Origin of the sequence: Photobacterium sp. GSS17, assembly GCF_028621875.1 — a bacterium.
GTDB classification, from domain to species: Bacteria; Pseudomonadota; Gammaproteobacteria; order Enterobacterales; family Vibrionaceae; genus Photobacterium; species Photobacterium ganghwense.
This window is the reverse complement of sequence record NZ_CP117517.1, coordinates 2,147,217-2,166,330: the sequence shown is the minus strand read 5'-3', so window position 1 is coordinate 2,166,330 and position 19,114 is coordinate 2,147,217. Positions and strand designations below refer to the sequence as shown.

The 19,114-nt window shown below is 47.8% G+C and carries 14 protein-coding genes and 1 pseudogene; 8 read left to right on the top strand and 7 right to left on the bottom strand.

Translation table 11 applies throughout. From position 1 onward, the window contains the following. Window positions 1-2: 2 nt before the first annotated feature. On the bottom strand, window positions 3-1,142 hold the full coding sequence (locus PGW97_RS09700; RefSeq protein WP_047883523.1) for an efflux RND transporter periplasmic adaptor subunit: 1,140 nt from the start codon (window positions 1,140-1,142) through the stop codon (window positions 3-5). 157 nt (window positions 1,143-1,299) lie between these two features. Between PGW97_RS09700 and PGW97_RS09695 the strand changes: the two genes are divergently transcribed. Continuing rightward, window positions 1,300-2,229, top strand: coding sequence for a LysR family transcriptional regulator (locus PGW97_RS09695; protein WP_047883524.1), 930 nt, complete (start codon window positions 1,300-1,302; stop codon window positions 2,227-2,229). 256 nt (window positions 2,230-2,485) lie between these two features. Here PGW97_RS09695 and pstB read toward each other — a convergent pair whose 3' ends face one another. The 4 genes from pstB to PGW97_RS09675 all read right to left on the bottom strand — a co-directional run bounded on the left by pstB (window position 2,486) and on the right by PGW97_RS09675 (window position 5,956). Further along, entirely contained in the window at window positions 2,486-3,235 is a 750-nt protein-coding gene (gene pstB, locus PGW97_RS09690) for a phosphate ABC transporter ATP-binding protein PstB (protein ID WP_047883525.1), read from the bottom strand. A gap of 18 nt (window positions 3,236-3,253) precedes the next feature. Further along, the gene (pstA, locus tag PGW97_RS09685) at window positions 3,254-4,120 is read right to left on the bottom strand and encodes a phosphate ABC transporter permease PstA (protein ID WP_047883526.1); all 867 of its coding nucleotides are present in this window, start codon (window positions 4,118-4,120) and stop codon (window positions 3,254-3,256) included. Window positions 4,121-4,125: 5 nt separating this feature from the next. Next, a complete protein-coding gene (pstC, locus tag PGW97_RS09680) occupies window positions 4,126-5,037 on the bottom strand; it encodes a phosphate ABC transporter permease subunit PstC (RefSeq protein WP_047883527.1) in 912 nt (303 codons plus the stop codon). A gap of 100 nt (window positions 5,038-5,137) precedes the next feature. Beyond that, window positions 5,138-5,956, bottom strand: a complete 819-nt coding sequence (locus PGW97_RS09675) for a phosphate ABC transporter substrate-binding protein (RefSeq protein WP_047883528.1) — start codon at window positions 5,954-5,956, stop codon at window positions 5,138-5,140. A 379-nt stretch (window positions 5,957-6,335) separates the two neighbouring features. Here PGW97_RS09675 and PGW97_RS09670 point away from each other — a divergent pair, with 379 nt between their 5' ends. The 6 genes from PGW97_RS09670 (at window position 6,336) to PGW97_RS09645 (ending at window position 15,589) form a co-directional block, all read left to right on the top strand. Beyond that, window positions 6,336-7,964, top strand: coding sequence for a methyl-accepting chemotaxis protein (locus tag PGW97_RS09670; RefSeq protein ID WP_273857192.1), 1,629 nt, complete (start codon window positions 6,336-6,338; stop codon window positions 7,962-7,964). Between the two features lie 316 nt (window positions 7,965-8,280). Next, window positions 8,281-9,204, top strand: coding sequence for a LysR family transcriptional regulator (locus PGW97_RS09665; RefSeq protein WP_047883530.1), 924 nt, complete (start codon window positions 8,281-8,283; stop codon window positions 9,202-9,204). Between the two features lie 288 nt (window positions 9,205-9,492). Then, complete coding sequence (locus tag PGW97_RS09660; protein ID WP_217392607.1) at window positions 9,493-10,710, top strand: NupC/NupG family nucleoside CNT transporter; 1,218 nt, start codon at window positions 9,493-9,495, stop codon at window positions 10,708-10,710. A gap of 631 nt (window positions 10,711-11,341) precedes the next feature. Beyond that, window positions 11,342-12,529 carry a sugar phosphate nucleotidyltransferase gene (locus PGW97_RS09655; protein WP_207103585.1) on the top strand — a complete coding sequence of 396 codons (1,188 nt, stop codon included), beginning with the start codon at window positions 11,342-11,344 and terminating at the stop codon, window positions 12,527-12,529. A 689-nt stretch (window positions 12,530-13,218) separates the two neighbouring features. Then, the gene (locus PGW97_RS09650) at window positions 13,219-14,766 is read left to right on the top strand and encodes a long-chain-fatty-acid--CoA ligase (protein WP_273857190.1); all 1,548 of its coding nucleotides are present in this window, start codon (window positions 13,219-13,221) and stop codon (window positions 14,764-14,766) included. A 391-nt stretch (window positions 14,767-15,157) separates the two neighbouring features. Further along, on the top strand, window positions 15,158-15,589 hold the full coding sequence (locus PGW97_RS09645) for a hypothetical protein (protein ID WP_273857189.1): 432 nt from the start codon (window positions 15,158-15,160) through the stop codon (window positions 15,587-15,589). A 356-nt stretch (window positions 15,590-15,945) separates the two neighbouring features. Here PGW97_RS09645 and PGW97_RS09640 read toward each other — a convergent pair. Then, window positions 15,946-16,885, bottom strand: a pseudogene (locus PGW97_RS09640) (IS110 family transposase). A gap of 94 nt (window positions 16,886-16,979) precedes the next feature. On the opposite strand from PGW97_RS09640, the gene PGW97_RS09635 reads away from it, so the two are divergent. Next, the gene (locus tag PGW97_RS09635) at window positions 16,980-17,957 is read left to right on the top strand and encodes a phospholipase D family protein (protein WP_207103588.1); all 978 of its coding nucleotides are present in this window, start codon (window positions 16,980-16,982) and stop codon (window positions 17,955-17,957) included. Window positions 17,958-17,979: 22 nt separating this feature from the next. Here the strand turns inward: PGW97_RS09635 and PGW97_RS09630 are convergent, their stop codons facing one another. Beyond that, the gene (locus tag PGW97_RS09630) at window positions 17,980-18,936 is read right to left on the bottom strand and encodes an IS110 family transposase (protein ID WP_273857188.1); all 957 of its coding nucleotides are present in this window, start codon (window positions 18,934-18,936) and stop codon (window positions 17,980-17,982) included. Window positions 18,937-19,114 lie beyond the last annotated feature (178 nt).

Here is a 19,114-nt window from a genome sequence, read left to right as displayed (position 1 = left end):
GGTTACACGCCTCGTTCCCAGCGAAGCGGCTTCACGGTCATATTGTCTTTCAGGGCGTTGGCGCCGACTTCGACAATTTCATCTCCCGGGGTCAGCCCGGACAGCACTTCAATTCCGTTGGCTCGAAGCTGACCGACAGTCACCGGGACGGATTCCAGCTTGCCGCTTTCTGCGTTATAGCGCCACACAGAGGTAATCTGTTCGTTATCACTGCGTACAATCGCACTCAGCGGCAATACTGTGATGGCCTGACGTTCACCCTGATGGGCTGTCATGTCGAGCATCAGCTCTGCGCTCATTCCCGGCAGGATATTGAGATCCTTTGGCGGAATCAGGCTAAATACCACTTCATAAGTTTGGCTGCCCTGACTGACGGTACTGGCGTGCTCTTTGTACTGAACCGGGTAGGTCATCACTGTTCCGCTGGTTAAAACCGTCGGCGTAAAACCGCTCTCAATGGCCAGCGTTTTTGGAGCCTGGAAACGGACTTTGGGATTAAATGTGTCGTCAAAACTGTTGTTTTTCAGCGAGAGGAGCAGTGATTCCGGCACCTGAATACTGACATCCAGTTGACTGTTGCCTTGCAGGGTCAGTACCTTCTGGGTGGCCTGAATCATCTGATGGTTGTCCAGATTGACCCGCGCGACAGTGCCTGAAAAAGGGGCTTCGAGACGGGTGTAGGCCAGCTGATCGCGTGCGGTATTGAGGGCCGCGCGTGCCGATTTCAGGGTGGCACGGGCGGTATCGTATTCGGCTTTGGAAATCAGCTTACGGGCAAACAGCTCTTTCTTGCGGTCGTAATCCACGGCGGCTAGCTCATGGCTGGCTTCGGCATTCAGCAGTGCGTTTTTGGCATCACGATCATCCAGCTTGGCCAACAGCTGGCCCTTTTTCACGTACTGGCCTTCACTGAGATCAAGCTTCACCAGCTCGCCATGAATACGAAAAGCGAGATCCGCTTGCTGACTGGCTGCAATCTTGGCCGGGAACACCCGTACCTGCGCCTGCGCCATGTCTTCAATGGTCATGAGTTTCACCGGGCGAACAACCGGTGAGGGCTGAATAGCGCTTTCTGCACTGTCACATCCGGTCAGAGCCGAAGACAGCAGAATCGCCAAAAGGCTGAAAGAGGCCGGTTTCATGTAAGTGATTCCTGTTGTTATCAATTTTCGCAAACTATACATTTAGTCTGGGTTTCGATTAACCGGACAATTTGGAAAGACAAGTTCCATTTTGCGGAACACTAAAAAGCGGTAAACTGCTTTACAATAGTCAGGGACTGTGAACAGAGACAACGTTATGAAAACCGAAGACATTAAGTTATTTCATCAGATTGTGGATGCCGGCAGCCTGATCCGGGCGGCGGAAATTTTTGACTTACCCAAGTCCAACCTGAGCCGGCGTGTAAAATCGCTGGAAGAAGAGCTCTCGGTGCAGCTGTTTCACCGTCATAACCGTTCGATGCAACTGACGGAAGCCGGCAAGAAATTTTATGACCGAACCAAATCGATTCTGATTGAGCTGGAGCAGAGCATTCAGGAAATTACCGCGCCGGTGTACGAAGTGTCCGGCCACTTACGGGTTCAGTTGCTGCCACTGCCGGGCTTGATGGAAGTCGGCCGTACCATTTTCCGTTTTATGGACATGTATCCCAAAGTCAGTGTGGAGGTGATCAGCAGTTCGGAAGAATCGAACCTGATTGAAAACCATATCGATGTAGCGCTCAGGATTGGCCAAAAGCTGGAAGACTCCAGCCTGATTGCCCGTCCTTTCAAGTCTGCCTCGTTTGGGTATTACGCCACGCCGGAATACATTGCCCGTCATGGCCACCCAACGTCGCCGCAAGAACTGCCAAGTCATAACTTCATTCTGTTCCGTTATCCGAACGGGAATTTGGTCAACCGGATGCCGATTGGCAACGGCAAAGAGATTGAAGTCGGCGGCGATTTGATCATGAACAGCATTCCCCTGATCGTCGAGGCCTGTCTGCAGGGTAGGGGGATCATTCTGATCCCGGAGCAGCTGGCGGATTACTACGTGGAGCGGGGTATGTTGGTGCGGTTGCTGGAAGATGTTGAGCCCTGGATGAGCTACGGCTGGCTGGTGTATCCGTCACGCAAGCACCAGTCGCTGGCGGTCAGAACCTTTATTGATTTTCTACTGTCGGAAGCTGAATTTTCGCCGACCTGCCCGGCGGTTGAAGCGGATATTCGGGGAATGCCTATCTAAGCGTGCAAACTCGGCGGCAAAGAAAAGTGAACGGTACAGCCTGCGTGCCATTGCCTTGGTATGGTATTGCCTGGTTGTGGGTATTGCTCAGGCATGGCTAAAGAATTTATATGGGAAAGAATTGATGTGGCTTTGGTAGGTATAAGGTTTCGCAGATAAAAAAAGGCCCCCATTCCATGGGGGCAATATAGTTACCATCGCTTTTTATTATCTGTACAAAACTGCATGACTTACTTGCGAAGGAAGTAAATCGACATTAACCGAAATCACCGTTTACGTAGCCACGGGTACGATCGTCACGTGGATTGTTGAACAGTGCGTGTGTGCTGTCGTGCTCAACCAGTTCACCCATCAGGAAGAAGGCGGTGCGGTCTGAAATACGGCGCGCCTGCTGCATGGAGTGGGTAACGATAACAATGGTGAAGTCTTTCTTCAGTGACTCCATCAGGTCTTCAATTTTCTTGGTTGCAATTGGGTCCAGTGCTGATGTTGGTTCATCCATCAGGATCACTTCAGGTTGCATCGCAATTGTACGAGCGATACACAGACGCTGCTGCTGACCGCCCGACAGGCCGAACGCGTGTGACTTCAGGCGATCTTTCACTTCATCCCATAGTGCCGCGCCGCGCAGAGATTTTTCTACCACTTCGTCCAGACGTTTCTTGTCGGTCACACCTTGTGCACGCAGGCCGTAAGCCACGTTTTCGTAGATGCTCATCGGGAACGGGTTTGGCTTTTGGAAAACCATGCCGACTTTGATGCGCAGCTGAGACACATCAATGTTGCCGTACACATTTTCGCCGTCCATCGTCAGTTTGCCGTCAATTTTCACGCCTTCAATCAGGTCGTTCATGCGGTTCAGGCAGCGCAGCAGGGTCGATTTACCACAACCTGACGGGCCAATCAGTGCCGTAACCTGACGGTTTGGAATAGGCAGGCAGATTTTCTTGAGTGCTTGGTTTTCGCCGTAGTACAGGTCCAGGTTTTCAATGTTGAATTTGTTCATGGTGTTACTTCCTCAGAATTAGTAAGTCGCAGTGTTAAAGCGTTGCGCAATCAGTTTGGTAATCAGGTTAATTACAAGAACAACCACAATCAGAATGGTGGCCGTGGCATAGGCCTGGTTCCATTCGTGAACCGTGTAAAGTTCCTGCGTGAGCTTATACAGGTGAACAGTCAGCGTACGCCCGGAGTCAAACATGCTCTCTGGGATACGGGCAACCATACCTGCTGTCATGAATACCGGCGCAGATTCACCGATGACACGACCTACACTGAGGATGATAGAGGTGACAATACCAGGCATTGCGCTTGGCAGAATCAGTCTCCAGATTGTGTAAATTTTTGAAGCACCCAGGCCGTAAGAGCCTTCGCGGTACGTTTGTGGCACTGCCATCAGCGCTTCTTCCGTTGTACGGATAATAACGGGCAGAATCAGGATACTCAGGGTCAGGGCTCCTGACAGGATTGAGTAACCAAAGCCCAGTACCACGACGAAGAAGGTCATACCGAACAGACCGTAAATAATCGACGGGATACCAGCCAGCGATTCTGTACAGAATCGGATCACTTTAACCAGACGGCTGCCGACTTTGGCGTATTCCGTCAGGTAGATGGCTGTCATGATGCCCATAGGAGCAGCGACAGCAATCGATGCAGCAACCATGTAAAGGGTTGACACAATCATTGGCCAGATGCCGGACTCTTGTCCGATTGTCGTGTAATTGCTGGTGACGAAGTTCCAGTCAACGTGCGACAGGCCGTTACTCAGGATGTACCACACGACCCACAACAGAAAACCAACAGTGATGGTGGCTGCTGACCAAATCAGGGCCAGGGAAATATTGTCTTTCAGCTTTTGCTTACTTGGGTTAGTTGCTTGTAGAGCCATCGTAATTACCTCGCGCGCTCACGGTTTAGGTACAGCAGCGCACCATTCAGAATCATGATGAAAACCAGCAGAACAATACCGGTCGCATACAGGGCACTGGCGTGAATGCCGGTTGCATATGACATTTCAATCGCGATATTCGCCGTCAGGGTACGGGCAGAATCCAACAGACCCTGTGGCATGGCTGGTGAGTTACCCATTACCATGATGATGGCCATGGTTTCACCCAGCGCACGGGCAACACCCAGAATAACGCCGGTCATGATGCCTGAGCGGGCAGCCGGTACAAGCAACTTAAAAATGGTAAACATGTGCGACGCGCCAAGGGCCAGAGAGCCTTCTTTGTAACTGCGTGGCACGGCACGAATAGAGGTTTCAGAAACGGTAATGACCGTCGGCAGAATCATCACCGCCAGAACAATGATACCGGCCAGCACTGTGTTACCTGCCGGTACTTCGAACACGTCCTGAATCAGCGGGACGATGATAACCAGACCGAAGAAGCCGTAAACTACCGATGGGATACCTGCCAGCAGTTCAACCATAGGGCGAATCAAATCTGCCAGACGTTTAGGGGCCACTTCAGCAATGAAAATCGCGGTCAGTACACCGATAGGCACACCTACAATGACCGCGCCAGCTGTCGAGACAACCGAGGCAACAATCATTGGTGCAATACCAAACAGGGCAGGCGGCAGCCAGTCATTCCCCAGTACGATTCCCGCGATGCCAGCGTGGGCGAATGCAGCGTAGCCTTCACGGAAGATGAAGTAACCGATAGTGATAAGCGACAAGATACCTAGAGCGGCACTGGTCAGAAACAGGTACTTGAAGAACAGTTCACGCCAGTCGATTTTATCTTTGGCTTTCAGCGATGATCCTTTCGCTGATTGTTCTATGTTATTTGCGATGGTCATATGTGTTACTCCAGATACTGATCCACAAATCCGAACCAGATATCGAGAAATCAGAAAACCGGCCATCGTCATCGACGATGACCGGAAAAGTAATCAGAACTTAGTGAACAGAGATGAAGCCTTTGTCAGCAACAATCTTTTGAGCTTCTTCAGACTGAACCCAGTTCAGGAAGTCTAGTGCAGCTTTTGAAGGACGACCTTCTTTGTAAACCACCAGGAATGGGCGCTGTACGCCGTATTCACCCGCTTTGATGGCTTCTACAGATGGTTTGTGGCTGTCGATAGACAGTGGTTTAACTGAACCGTCTACAGAACCCAGTGAGATGTAACCGATAGCAAACGGGTTGTTGGCTACGATAGTTTTCAGCTGGCCGTTACCGCTGGCAACCTGTGCGCGCTGAGAGATAGCTGAAACACTTGTACCGTTCACTTTCTTTTTCAGAGACATGATGTCTTCGAAAGCGCCACGAGTACCTGATGCGGTATCACGAGTTGCAACAACGATTGGCTTGTCTTCACCGCCAACTTGTTTCCAGTTAGTGATTTCGCCTTTGTAGATTTTAGCGACTTCTTCTTTAGTCAGGTTATCAACGGTGTTGTTGTTGTGTACAACCACTGCGATACCGTCACGAGCGATAACCACTTCTTTGATGAAGTCCGCTTTCTCAGAAGATTTCAGGTCACGAGAACTCATGCCCAGGTCAGAAGAACCGTCGTGCGCAGCACGTACGCCTGCTGATGAACCAGGACCTTGAACTTCGATGGTGACATCGTGAGATTTTGCGTAGGTCTCACCCAGAACTTCCATGATAGGTGATACGGAGCTCGAACCAACAACAGAGATAGTTTCGTTTGCAACTGCAGTGTTGAACACCATTGAACCTGCCAGAGCGAGTGCACCAATAACCTTAGTTTTCATTTTCCTAATCCTTAAAATGCTTGGCTGTTAAATGCCAGTCGGTTTTGAATGAACGAGGCAAAGGTTAGAAAAGAAATATGACAATCATGTTTCAGAACTTTGAACACTGTATGACGCGATTCATAAATTCTTCATTAGCATTTCTGGAAAATGGTCGCTTCTTTATATCTCAATGATTGATAGGCAAAAAAAATACGCTGTCAAATAAATGACATCGGTAACAGTTATTTTGACGGTGAGATTGCTTCTATCGCCTTGAAATTTAGATGTTTATTATGTGGACATTTTTGTGACGTAGATCTATATTTCCCGCATCAAAAATTCCAACGAAATTTCCTTGCTTGCATGGACGCAGGTGATTCTCTGTTATGAGGCTGTCATGCAATTTTCTCTGAAAAATTTATCTATCCGATACCAGGTTCTGCTGCCTGTTATGCTGATGGTAGTCGTGCTGTTCGCGGCGCTGCTAACTACAAAATTTAAACTGGAAACCGAACAGGGCGTGATTGCAACGAACACGACCAAGCTGGTGACGTATAAAGATACCCTGGCGCGCATTGACGATCAGGTTTACCCGCTGCGTATCCATGCCGTTTACGCCATTTACGACGCGAAGCGCCGTGAAGAATTCCTGCGTAATATCAACGGTGCTGTAAAAGAGCTGGGCTCCGATATTCAGGTTCTGGAAAAAGAACCCGAGTTCCGTAATGAAGCCAAGCAGGTCGAAAATGCAATTCGTGCCTACATGGACTTCTCCAAGCAGGCGGTTTCTTTGTTGGATCGTTTCGATCACGGTGAAGTCTCTACGGCAGAGTTTAACCAGTTCATCAATGAATACCGCACTATCGGCGATAACATGGTGAGTGCTATCAATCAGCTGTCTGCCCATGTCAATGAGTATGCGGCGCGCAGTATGCAGCAAAGTGCTGATAACAATCGTGCGCTGATGTCAGCAGCAACCATGGGGATTGCTGCGGTGTTCGTCATTGTATTCCTGCTGGCTTGGTGGTTGTCAGGGCTGATTGTTAATCCGATCATCAAACTGCAGGCAGTGATGCGTGAAGTGGCCGGGGGTAACCTGACGGTCAGTGCCGAGCAGGACGGTACCAACGAACTGGCGATGCTGAGCAGTGATGTCAATGTAACGGTGAAGCAGCTGCACAGCACGGTTGATTCGATGATCCGCATCAGTGAAGACGTTGCTGCAGCAGCCACAGAATTGGCCGCGGTAATGACGCAGTCGGAAGCCAATGCGCAGTCTGAGCAGAATGAAATTGATCAGGTGGCATCGGCGGTGAACGAGCTTTCATCAACGGCTGATAACGTTAGCGATACTGCAACTGCCGCCGATGCGACAGCTAAAGAGACCGATTCACTGGCGCGTCAGGGTCTGGACGTCTTCGAAGAGAGCAATGCTGCCAGCCAGCAGATGTCTGCCACACTGTCAGATGCGGCTGGGGTAGTGACTCGCCTGAAAGATCAGTCTGAGCAAATCAGCAAAGTAATCGAAGTGATTCGTGGTATCTCGGAGCAAACGAACCTGCTGGCACTGAATGCGGCAATTGAAGCGGCCCGTGCCGGTGAATCAGGCCGTGGCTTTGCCGTGGTGGCTGATGAAGTGCGTATGCTGGCGGCGCGTACTCAGGACTCAACGCAAGAAATCCAGTCCATTATTGAAGAGCTGCAACTGCAGTCGAACCAGGCAAATGACAGCATGCAGGTAAGCCTGGAAATGCTGGAACGCAATCAACTGCTGGCCAGCCAGGCAAATGATGCGCTGATGGGAATCACTACTGCGGTACAGCAGATGAGCGACATGAACACCCAGGTGGCGACAGCGGCAGAGCAGCAGTCGATGGTGACTCAGGATATCAACCGTAACGTGACTAACATGTCGGAAATCGTCAGTCAGAACGTTGCCGGTATCAGCCAGAGCGCGATGGCCAGTAACGAGTTGTCACAGCTGGCCGAGCAACAGAAACAGCAGTTGGCTTTCTTCCGCATCTAAACATCTCCTTCCTGCCTGAGGGAACAACCTGCTCGGCAGAAAAACGAATAGCCCAAGGCCTGTATGACACAGGCCTTTTCTTTTTTCTGGCGAAAAGGGCATTATGTGTTTCTTTTCCTGTGGTTACAGCGCTCAGGTGCGAATCCGGCTAGACTTGTAGCTATATAGCGCCGGGCATGGCTCTGAGTATAGCTTTGGGTATAGCTCCGGCTACAGCTCTGGGTATGCTGGCTGTTACCAAGTGGCTGGCTGAAGCAATATTTCTTATAAGCGGTTTCAAAGACTGTGTTCTATTCCAAAAACCAAACATTCCAGAATGATTAAAAAAGTACAGCAAATGGTGGTCTTTAACGCGCTTACCCACCAACGTAGTTTTACCAAGGCGGCGCAGTTGCTCGATATTTCCCGTACGCAGGTCAGTAAGCAGATTCAGCAACTGGAAGAGCGTCTGGGCGTGCAATTGGTTCAGCGGACAACCCGCTCTTTCGCACTGACAGAAGCCGGTGAACGATTTGCTGTGCGTTGCGCCAATATCGTGAATGAGGTGAATGAAGCAGAGAGTGAGTTGCTTGAGCGCAGTGACTCGATGCAGGGGATTTTGCGGGTCGGGATTGCGCAGTCTTTTGCCAGGCACCATATCGCGCCGCATATCGCCGAATTTCATGCACAGTATCCGCAGCTGGATTTGGAAATGAGCCTGTTTGATCACCGGGTCGACTTAATTGCGGAGCAGTTGGATCTCTGGATTGGGATGACAGATTCCCCGCCGGAAGGGTTTGTTGCCCGCCATTTAGCGGATTGCCACTTCGTGCTGGCAGCCAGCCCGGATTATCTGGCGAAACATGGTGTGCCTTATACCCCGGAAGCGCTGGTGGAACATAACTGCATCACCTATTACAGCCGGGAGCGAAAGGATAACCTCTGGCATTTCCGTCAGGACGGCCAAAATCTGCAGGTAAAAGTTTCCGGTAATTACCGGGTTGATTCTGCCGATGCCATTCTGGATGCCACGCTGGCAGGTCACGGCGTAGGGTATCTGGCGACTTATCTGCTGGATAAAGAATTCCGGGAAGGAAAACTGGTCAGACTAATACCGGATTGGGAGCTGTCACAGTACATGCCACTTTACGCGGTTTATCCGCGCCATAAGTTCCTGCCTAAAAAAGTGGATGCTTTCATCCGTTTTATCAAACAACACATCGGGGAACCCGTGTACTGGGATAAAGTACTCAACAACTGAGCCAATCGGTTTCCTGGTATTTTTCCGGCGAGTTATCGTTTGCGCAACGCTTTGTGTGGCGATTTTTTCATCTCTTTCTAGGATGCTATTGTCACCATAGGGAACAATAGTATCCCCTCTGTGCACCAATCTGGCGTTTCCCGGCTTTTTTTGCTGTATTCCTCATCATTGCCCGCTGAAATGTATGCAAACTGTGAATTGCATTAACAATTTGAACCTTGTCACATTTTTTTATCTCAATAAAATGCCGCCGCAATCGTTTAACAAACAAATTGGTGGAGTTTGGCCGTGAATTATCTGGTCAGCCTGTTGGGCATTATTACGCTTTTTGCGGTTGCAGTTCTTTTCTCTGAAAATCGGCGCGAGATTAATTGGCGCACAGTGGGTGGCGCTTTTGCCATTCAGCTGATTTTTGCCGGTTTTATCCTGTATGTACCGGTAGGGCGTGAAATCCTGAACAGTGTATCCACTGCGGTATCCGGTATTATCGACTACGGTCGTATCGGTACTGAGTTCCTGTTTGGTGAACTGGCACAGTTTAAACTGGGCTTCATCTTTGCGGTGAACGTGCTGCCGACTATCGTATTCTTCTCCGCGTTGATCTCTGTCCTGTATTACCTGGGCGTCATGGGCTTTGTGATCCGATCGATTGGCGGTCTGTTGCAACGTGTGCTGGGCACCAGCCGTACTGAATCTATGTCAGCGACTGCCAACATTTTTGTGGGTTCGGTTGAAGCGCCGCTGGTAGTTCGCCCGTATCTGGCGAAAATGAGCCGTTCAGAGCTGTTTGCCGTAATGGTGGGCGGTTTGGCATCGGTAGCTGGTGGTACCCTAGTGGGTTACGCCGGGCTGGGTGTGGATATCAGTTACCTGATTGCCGCTAGCTTTATGTCTGCACCGGCTGGTCTGATGATGGCAAAAATCCTTGTTCCACAAACAGAATCACTGCGTGATCAGGATGATGTGGCTGATGACGATGAAGACGCACCGGTAAACATTATTGATGCAGCGACTCAGGGCGCGCTGAGCGGTCTGCAAATTGTCATGGCCGTTGGTGCCAGCCTGCTGGCGATTATCAGCTTGATCGCCCTGATCAATGGCGGCCTAGGCCATATCGGCGAATGGACTGGTGTGGACAACCTAAGTCTGGAACTGATTTTCGGCTATCTGTTTGCACCCGTTGCCTGGTTGATCGGTGTGCCTTGGTCTGAAGCGACAGTGGCAGCTAGCCTGATCGGTAAAAAAATCGCGGTGAACGAATTTGTGGCTTTTGCTGACCTGATGAATGTGAAGCAGCAGCTGAGTGAACACTCTCAAGCCGTAGTGACTTTTGCGCTGTGTGGTTTTGCGAACCTGACGTCGATTGCGATGCTGATGGGTGGTCTGGGTGGCGTGGTGCCAAGTCGTCGACCAGATATTGCTCGCCTAGGATTCAAAGCGATTTTCGCTGCGACTCTGGCAAACCTGATGAGCGCAACGCTGGCCGGTATCTTCCTGTCATTCTGATGAGTCGCAGAAAAGTCAGGGCAGAATAACCAGGTGCAGAACTGCCGGGTAAAATCTGTATTGCCTTGAGTTGAATATAAAAAAACAGAGTGCTTTGGCACTCTGTTTTTGCTTTTTTGCTACATCATAAGACCTAAGGACACATTAAAACTATAGCCAAGCCTTTCTCAGGAATTGTCTCAATCTTGAAATGTTGTGACATTCACCCAATAAAATTTCTTTTTAGGGTGTTGACCGCACCGTAATGATCACTTCGTGTAAATCTGGTCTATATCTGCAGGTAGCAGAGTTCACTATCTTTATCCGCTTATCCGCTTATCCGCTTATCCGCTTGCATGCGTTTAGAGGGCTCGTATCCCAGCTGAAAGGCAAGGGATGAATTGCAGCCTGACTGAAGGGCAATAGGTCTTTACTAAAATGGGTTATGGATGAAATTAGCCAATGTCGAAAAGAGATGGCTACACTTTTCAGTGTGGGAGTGTGGTTGCATAGCTGTCTTGTTGTATGGCTGTCTTGTTGCATGATTGTGTTATCGAATAGGTGTTAGGTTGCATTCATCTGATAATCATGTTGCTAAGAACAGCTACGCACTCCAAGGAAAACAAGGACTCATGTCAACAAGGAGTAAAGCATGAAGGGAATGATTCTTGCGGCAGGACAGGGAACCCGTGTCAGACCTATTACACATACCATTCCAAAACCTATGATTCCCATTCTTGGCAAGCCGGTCATGGAGTCCATGATTCAACTGTTTGCTACTCATGGTATCGACAAGATCGTCATCAATACCAGCCATCTTGCAGAGGTCATCGAAAATTATTTTGGTGATGGCCATCATTTCAAAGTGCAGCTGTCATATTCCTATGAAGGGGAATTTAAGGACGGCAAATTCGTCAGTAAAGCATTGGGATCAGCAGGCGGGATGCGTAAAATTCAGGACTTTTCCGGATTTTTCGACGAAACCTTTGTGGTGGTTTGTGGTGATGCCTGGATCGATCTTGATCTGACCGAAGCAATGCGTCGCCATAAAGAATCCGGTGGCATCGCCACGATCATTACCCGGGAGGTCGAGCCGGAAGAGGTGTCGAAATATGGGGTCGTGGTGACGAACCAATACGGCAAGGTTATCAGTTTCCAGGAAAAACCGGCAGTCGAAGACGCCCTCTCGAATCAGATTAATACCGGCATTTATATTTTTGAACCGGCTATCTTCGACTTTATCCCGCCTGGTGAAGTGTATGATATTGGCGGTCAGTTATTCCCGAAACTGGTTGAAAGCGGTATCAATTTCTTTGCGACCAGCATGAATTTCCAATGGCTGGATGTTGGCAATATCAGCGATATCTGGACGGTCACCAGCGATATTCTGAATGGCAAGGTTCCGGGTTATCCGATTCCCGGCACTCAGATAAAGCCGGGCATTTGGGTGGGCATTAATACCGTTTTCAATCCGGCAGACTGCAATATCACGCCCCCGGTGATCATCAGTAGCGGCTGTGACATTAAGCCGGGCGCAATTATTGAAGGGCCTGCTGTGATTGGCGCAAACTGCAAAGTTGAAAAAGGCGCGGTGGTGAAAAAAAGCCTGATTGGCGAATACATTCATGTGACGCCGTCGGCTTACGTCGAAAACAAAACAGTTTTTGGCGACTACTTTATTAGTCATGATGGTTATACTCAGTCGCTCGCTGAACTGGATGCCGTACAGCGGCTCAAAGGTCGCCGACAGGTGCAACCTATGATTGGGGCCATTGGCAACATGCCGGTTTTTGTCTCCAGCAAGCCGCCCGAAGACAGTGAAGAAATTCTGACTAAATAGCAATGCCGGAATTAAGCGGGTGGCGGGGATTGAACTGGAATTCATGTAGATCGATAAGTATGCCTGTAATCAGAAGCGTCGCAGAAAGCTTTCTTTATTAGACAACGTTCTTTTTCAAACAGCTTTCTTTTTCAGACTGCTTTCATTTTCAGATAGCTTCTTTGCAAGCATGCTTGTCAGTCCGCGCACTCGCACCTTTTCGCATGTTCTCGTGCGCATACGTATTAGTCAGGCGGTGCTGTCTGTTCATCTGTTAATCTGAACATCCACGACATTGACTGAGATTACCCTCCCACCATTTTGTAAATCGATTTCATTGACGATAGGTTCAAAAAGCATGTGTTTTAAACGGTGCCATGCATATGAACAGAGCTGTTCGCAAAGAAATGATAGCGAAATCATTCCGATGAGAATGTCGTTACGTTTACATTCTTGAGTAATAGATCGTGTGATAATTCTGTGAATCTGCGTTTTATTAGTTTCTTTGATGCCAAACTGGCGGCATTTCACATGCTTTATATTGGGCATTTTGCCAAATGATTTTTGCGCCGATCACAATTTCTTAACATCGTAGCTTCCTTTAGTTGACATCTGTAAGGCTGATATGGGTAATTAGGATAAAACATCAATTTAAAACAAATGTATTAATCCTGTCTCCGACACGTGAAGAAAACAAAAGGTGAACCCATATGATGAATCTTGCTGCTGCGCTACAAAGGAATGCTGCTTGTAAACCCAACCAGGTTGCTCTGGTGTGTGGAGAAACGGAAATTACATATGCGCAGTTTGATGCGATTGCAGGGAAAATTGCCCATGCATTGATTCAAAATGGTATTCAGGCAGGAGATCGGGTTGCTCTGAGTTGTCCTAATCTGCCTTTCTTCCCTCTAGTGTATTACGGTATTCAGAAGGCCGGTGCTGTGGCCGTGCCACTAAATGTGTTACTGAAATCACGCGAAATTAAATATCACCTCGAAGACTCCAAAGCCAAATTTTACTTCTGTTTTGAAGGCACGCCGGATCTGCCTATGGCTCGTGAAGGGATTGCTGCCTTTGGTGCGGTAGACAGTTGTGAGAGCATGATTGTCATGACACTGGATCAGACGCAGCACAAGTTTGAAGGGCAACCGACACTTAACAGTTTCATTCATGATGTCGAACCACTGGAAGACTATGTGCAGCGTGAAGCTGATGATACCTGCGTTATCCTCTATACCTCTGGCACAACAGGGCTGCCAAAAGGTGCGGAGCTGACACAAAACAACATCGTGATGAACGCGATGGTGGCGCAGAATATCATGGCGACCCAGGGCAGTGAAGTACACCTCATTACCTTGCCTCTATTCCATACTTTTGGTCAGACCGTTCACTTAAATGCCGGGGTGCTGAGTGGGGCGAAACTAGTGCTGGTTCCGCGCTTTGAGCCAAACCACGTGCTGGAATTGATTGAAAAACACAAGGTGAACATTTTCGCGGGTGTGCCGACGATGTATATCGGCCTGATTCATGCTCAGCTTAACTATGATGTTTCTTCCCTGCGTATCGCAGTAAGTGGTGGCGCATCATTACCGACGGAAGTGATTCGTACGTTTGAATCACGCTTTAACGTCCCTATTCTGGAAGGTTATGGCTTATCTGAAACCAGCCCGATTGCATGCTTTAATCACTTAGACTGCGAGCGTATTCCCGGTTCTGTCGGCCAGCCGGTTCAGGGGGTAGAAGTGCGAGTCGTCGATGTTGAAGGCAAAGCAGTCCCAATCGGTGAGGAAGGAGAAATTATTGTCCGTGGTCATAACATCATGAAAGGCTATCTGGATCGCCCGGACGCAACGGAAGCGGCAATTCGAAATGGCTGGTTCTACACCGGTGATATTGGTCGGTTCGATGAGTCTGGCAACATGTACATCGTAGATCGGGTGAAAGATATGATCATCCGTGGCGGCTTTAATGTATATCCACGTGAGATTGAAGAAGTCTTTATGACACATCCATCGGTAGCCATGGTTGCAGTAATCGGGATTCCGAATGCGGAATACGGCGAAGAAATTAAGGCGTATGTAGTGCTCAAAGACGGGCAAGAAATTGAAGCCGACGAGTTGCAAGTCTGGGGTAAAGCGCAGTTTGCCGCGTTCAAATATCCGCGTTTTGTCGAAATTCGGAAACAACTACCAATGAGTGCAACGGGTAAAATCCTTAAACGTGAACTCAAGGCTGAAATCAAAGAAGTCACCGCCTAAGGCTATATCTGTATATTAAAAGCCTAACTTAAAACAGCCAGCATGGGCATCGCTAGCCTGATCTGGCTGTTTTGTTTCCAATATCCATTTCACATGAGAGCTTTTTTATAACAAAAATATTAAATCAAAATTATTATCACGACACTGCCATTATAACGATGCATAGTGGAATATTGGCAAAGTTCGAGAGAGCTTAAGAGCGTGATATCGTCTGGTGGGTCAACACATTGTATTGTGTATCTTCTTCGTGGATACTGAACGAATGTTTGGCTAAATCAATGCCATAAATTGATAGTGACATGGCGACCTCCAAGGACGGTAGTCAGACATTACCCTATGTGGCAGAGCCTGATGAGGGGGCGTGTCATTCGCTAAACGATAAAGGAAACAAATGAAAAAGTTAATAAAAAAGTTAGTTTTTTTAATATTAATAAGCGGCTCGCTTCACGGTTATGCGGGTACAAAAAGCGAAGTAATGAGCCTTGGTTTTAGAGAGAAAACAAAGCCTCTAACATTATCTACAGGCGAGGTAATACAACTTGAGGGCTTAGCTAAGATATACGCTACGGAAACAGAAGCTTGGGTTCTCATGCTCAATTATCGTTCTGATAGCCTAGAACCAACAGAATTAAGAAAGAAAGCAGAACTAATTTGGCCAAAGTTTAAACCCACTGTTGAGAAAATGGGGTTGCGGTATGCGGGTATTCATGCAAAAAAGTACCCAGTTGAAAATCCTACAGCAGAGACTAAATTTGAGGGTTTCAATTTAATACTAGTTAAGCAAAGTAATGATGAGTGGGTATTTATCGATGATGCCAAGTGACAACCGGTGAAAAAAGCAATCAAGGTTGACGCGTTACACTCGGTAATTTGGGTATGAAGTTCGGTGTGCTGGTTGGCTCAGTGGGGTGCACTTTATTGTGCAGGTACATAAACTCCCCCGGTCGTTAACAACTGCTTTATATATTATAAAGCTGGGACTGCCGCTCTACATTCGGTCTGTTTACTGGAGTTCAACGCCATGACCCTGATGACTCTACGCGGTTGCGGGTCCTCATTCGTTAGAAGGCATCTACAGTGCCCGCCGCATTATCAGGCTCTCCCGCCAACCTTACATCATCATTGGCTATTGCTATGACCCGGTGAAGCTATTTCTTCCTTTAGAAATCAGTTTGGCTTTTATATTGGTTGGTATTCGGTGCCGTTACTGAGTAGCGACCAGATAATTCGAGCATTCTTGGCGACTAGTGCCACAATGGCCCGCTTGAAGCCTCGCCGTTCGACCAAGTTTTTACACCATAAACTCAAGCGGTCAGTCTTGTTACCGATGGCGGAGATAACAGCTCTGGCACCATGAACCAATAATGTCCTGAGGTACTTATCGCCTTTTTGGTTATTCGGCCAAGCCGGGGCTTCCCTCCAGTTGAATATTGTGACGGCACTAACCCGAGCCAAGCAGCAAAGTCGCGCCCTTTGTCGAACTGCTCACCGTTACCGATGCTTGCTATGACGGCAGTGGCGGTAATAGGGCCAATGTCAGCCACTTTCATGATTTTCTGTGCATTATGGCTACGTGAAACTAGATATCAAAGCAGCGTTCTTGGTCAGCGATTCGCTGATTGATATTGAGTAAGTGCTCGTCACTATCGGAGAGGAGAGCTCTTGCTAAGTCGGGCAGTTGGTTTTCAGCATCTTCAAGTGCTTCGGGAATGGCTTTTTGTATAGCATGACGACCCTTTGGGGCGATAATACCAAACTCGGCCAGCATTGCTCGTAGTTGGTTAAGTAAGGCGGTTCGCTCATGAACCCAGTTATCACGGGCTCGATGTAGCAGCAAAATAGCTTGCTGGTCAGGTGATTTGATTTTAACGAAGCACGTTGAAGGACGGGTGAGACAGCCACGCAGATAGCGACGGCATCGTTGAGGTCATTTTTGGCACCCGTCCTGAAAGGCGCCACAGGCTTCCATCCCGACAATGGCTGGCGGGATATTGGCAAAGGTCGAAAGGACTTTAGACCGAGCTATTGTTTTATGGATCAGTGCCTTGCCTTGATCATCTTCGCTGTGGATACTGAACGAATGTTTGGCTAAATCAATGCCATAAATTGATAGTGACATGGTGACCTCCAAGGACAGTAGTCAGACTTATCAAGTGTGGCAAAGTCTAAGGAGGGGGAGTCCATGTCATTCGTTAAGTGCCTCAAGGAGTAATATGAAACTACTAACATCTGAAAACTATTTTTCTGAATTATCTAAGTTATTTGAAAATAGTTTAGAACTTGATATTGCGGTAGCATTCTTAGGCTATGACGTCTTATCACTGTTTGAAAGTAGTAGTTGTCAAAAAATTCGATTGCTATGTAATTTTGAAAGCGGTGCTTGTAATCCATATTTGGTTGAAAAACTACTTAAGCTACCTAACGTTCAGATAAAGACAAATGCCCGACTTCATGCAAAGGTTGTTTTGCAAGGTACAACTGCAATTGTCGGTTCTGCAAATCTATCTGCGAATGGCTTATCTCTCGAGGGGGCTGAGCAAACAGCATGGACAGAGTTGGGAGTTAAGTTTAGTAATAACGAAACAGTGAACAATACTAAAGCTTGGTTTGTGGATCAGTGGGGAAAATCTCCGACAGTCACAACTGATGACCTACCTATGCAATTCGACAATTGGAAAAAACGTCGTAAGAACAGACCATTGTCTCATCGTAAACTATCGATCATTGATGCGGCTCTAGAGCATCAAGAAGTGATTTTTGATCGAGATATATATTTTGCAGTATATCGAGAGTACGCTAGTCAAGAAGCAGATATAGCCTTTGAACAAATTTCCGAAGAGTCCAACGAAGTTTCTGGTACTTCAAACTACTTTGAAGACTGGCTAGAACTGCCTGATGATGCGTATCTTGTGAGTTTGCGCTTAGGGCCTAAAGGTGGTGTCTATTTTGAAGGTCTTCAGTATATGCCCTCGAAACCGATTACCAAAACTTTCACTAAAGCCGATGGCAGTGAAGGTAGTATTAAAATATGTTCTGACGTGAATAATATCCTTGGTTTTAAGTTCACTAGTTCGGATAAGAAACATATAAAACAGTATTTATCACATATTACCAACGAAGAGCCAGAAGGTGAATTTGCATATATAGTATCTTTAACTGATTGGGCAGAGTCCGTGGGAAAAGGCACTTAACAAACGACTATGGCGTCAATAGCTAATTTCTGGCTATGTTTTCGTTCCACATGACGCCATCTCGAAGCATCGAATTTAAGAGCACAACCATCTTCCTGACACACGCAATAATGGCGACTTTTTTCGGTTTCCCTGCATCTAAAAGTCGCTGGTAAGTATCTTTAAAAACAGGGTTACACTGCATCGCAGACATCATAGCCATGTAGAGCACGGTGCGTACTTGTACTCGTCCCCCCTGAATGACTCGCTTGCCTTTATAGCGTCCACTTTCTCGATTGATGGGGGCAACACCAATGAGTGCTGCGGCTTGTTTGTTGGTAATAAGCCCAAGCTCAGGAACGTTGCTAATGATGGATGCAGCTGCGACTTTTCCGATGCCGGGAACGCTCTGCAGAAGACGATTTTTGTTTTGATACTCGGGGCATGATTCAATGAGAGATAGGATTTTTTGCTCAGTTTTTTCTATCTGATTTTTAAAGGTCGTGAGCACGGGTTTGATGGTGCCAGCCAGATGTTTTGGTAGTGATTGTAATCGGTTTTTCTCCATGGTTTGCATGGCCAGCAGTTGATGACGGCGAGCGACTAAATCACTCATTAAACGCATATTTTCAGGTTTCAGTTGGGTCAGATTAGGTTGAATGGCCTCGCTATAGTGAGCAATGAGTCTAGCATCTAATTTGTCTGTTTTAGCTCGTTGACCAATGGCTCCGGCGAACCGTTTTATATGTATGGGGTTGGCAATAACAAAGGGAAGTTTTGCTTCTGAACAAGCAATGATGAACGGCATTTCTAGACGTCCAGTTGCTTCGACAACAACACGCTGTGGGACATGTTGTTTGATTGTTTTGATGGCCTCTTTGATACCTTTCTCGTCGTTGTTAACAGTAAAAAAGATATCAATTGGGCGAATAAAAATGTCTAGTTGTGACTTACCTGTATCAACACCTACATGAATGTTTTGATGTGTGCTTGTGTTCATAATAAGCTAACTCTTGCTTGCGAAATGCGGGTTCGAGACCCAGTCGACTATTCGAGGTTGATGCTTGGAGTCCTATGCGGCGTTCATGTTTGTTATCGGTCTCTCGACAGAGGAGCCAGCGTTTAAACGAACTACCGCATAAGAAGCTTTAGTTGCAGTTAAGCTTGGGTCTCACATT

Bases quoted from the DNA above. Each gene is read 5' to 3' on its own strand.
- PGW97_RS09670 (WP_273857192.1), top strand. From the start codon at position 6,336: ATGCAATTTTCTCTGAAAAATTTATCTATCCGATACCAGGTTCTGCTG.
- PGW97_RS09650 (WP_273857190.1), top strand. From the start codon at position 13,219: ATGATGAATCTTGCTGCTGCGCTACAAAGGAATGCTGCTTGTAAACCC.
- pstC (WP_047883527.1), bottom strand. From the start codon at position 5,037: ATGACCATCGCAAATAACATAGAACAATCAGCGAAAGGATCATCGCTG.
- pstB (WP_047883525.1), bottom strand. From the start codon at position 3,235: ATGAACAAATTCAACATTGAAAACCTGGACCTGTACTACGGCGAAAAC.
- PGW97_RS09635 (WP_207103588.1), top strand. From the start codon at position 16,980: ATGAAACTACTAACATCTGAAAACTATTTTTCTGAATTATCTAAGTTA.
- PGW97_RS09700 (WP_047883523.1), bottom strand. From the start codon at position 1,142: ATGAAACCGGCCTCTTTCAGCCTTTTGGCGATTCTGCTGTCTTCGGCT.
- PGW97_RS09675 (WP_047883528.1), bottom strand. From the start codon at position 5,956: ATGAAAACTAAGGTTATTGGTGCACTCGCTCTGGCAGGTTCAATGGTG.
- PGW97_RS09695 (WP_047883524.1), top strand. From the start codon at position 1,300: ATGAAAACCGAAGACATTAAGTTATTTCATCAGATTGTGGATGCCGGC.
- PGW97_RS09645 (WP_273857189.1), top strand. From the start codon at position 15,158: ATGAAAAAGTTAATAAAAAAGTTAGTTTTTTTAATATTAATAAGCGGC.
- PGW97_RS09665 (WP_047883530.1), top strand. From the start codon at position 8,281: ATGATTAAAAAAGTACAGCAAATGGTGGTCTTTAACGCGCTTACCCAC.
- PGW97_RS09630 (WP_273857188.1), bottom strand. From the start codon at position 18,936: ATGAACACAAGCACACATCAAAACATTCATGTAGGTGTTGATACAGGT.
- pstA (WP_047883526.1), bottom strand. From the start codon at position 4,120: ATGGCTCTACAAGCAACTAACCCAAGTAAGCAAAAGCTGAAAGACAAT.
- PGW97_RS09655 (WP_207103585.1), top strand. From the start codon at position 11,342: ATGAAGGGAATGATTCTTGCGGCAGGACAGGGAACCCGTGTCAGACCT.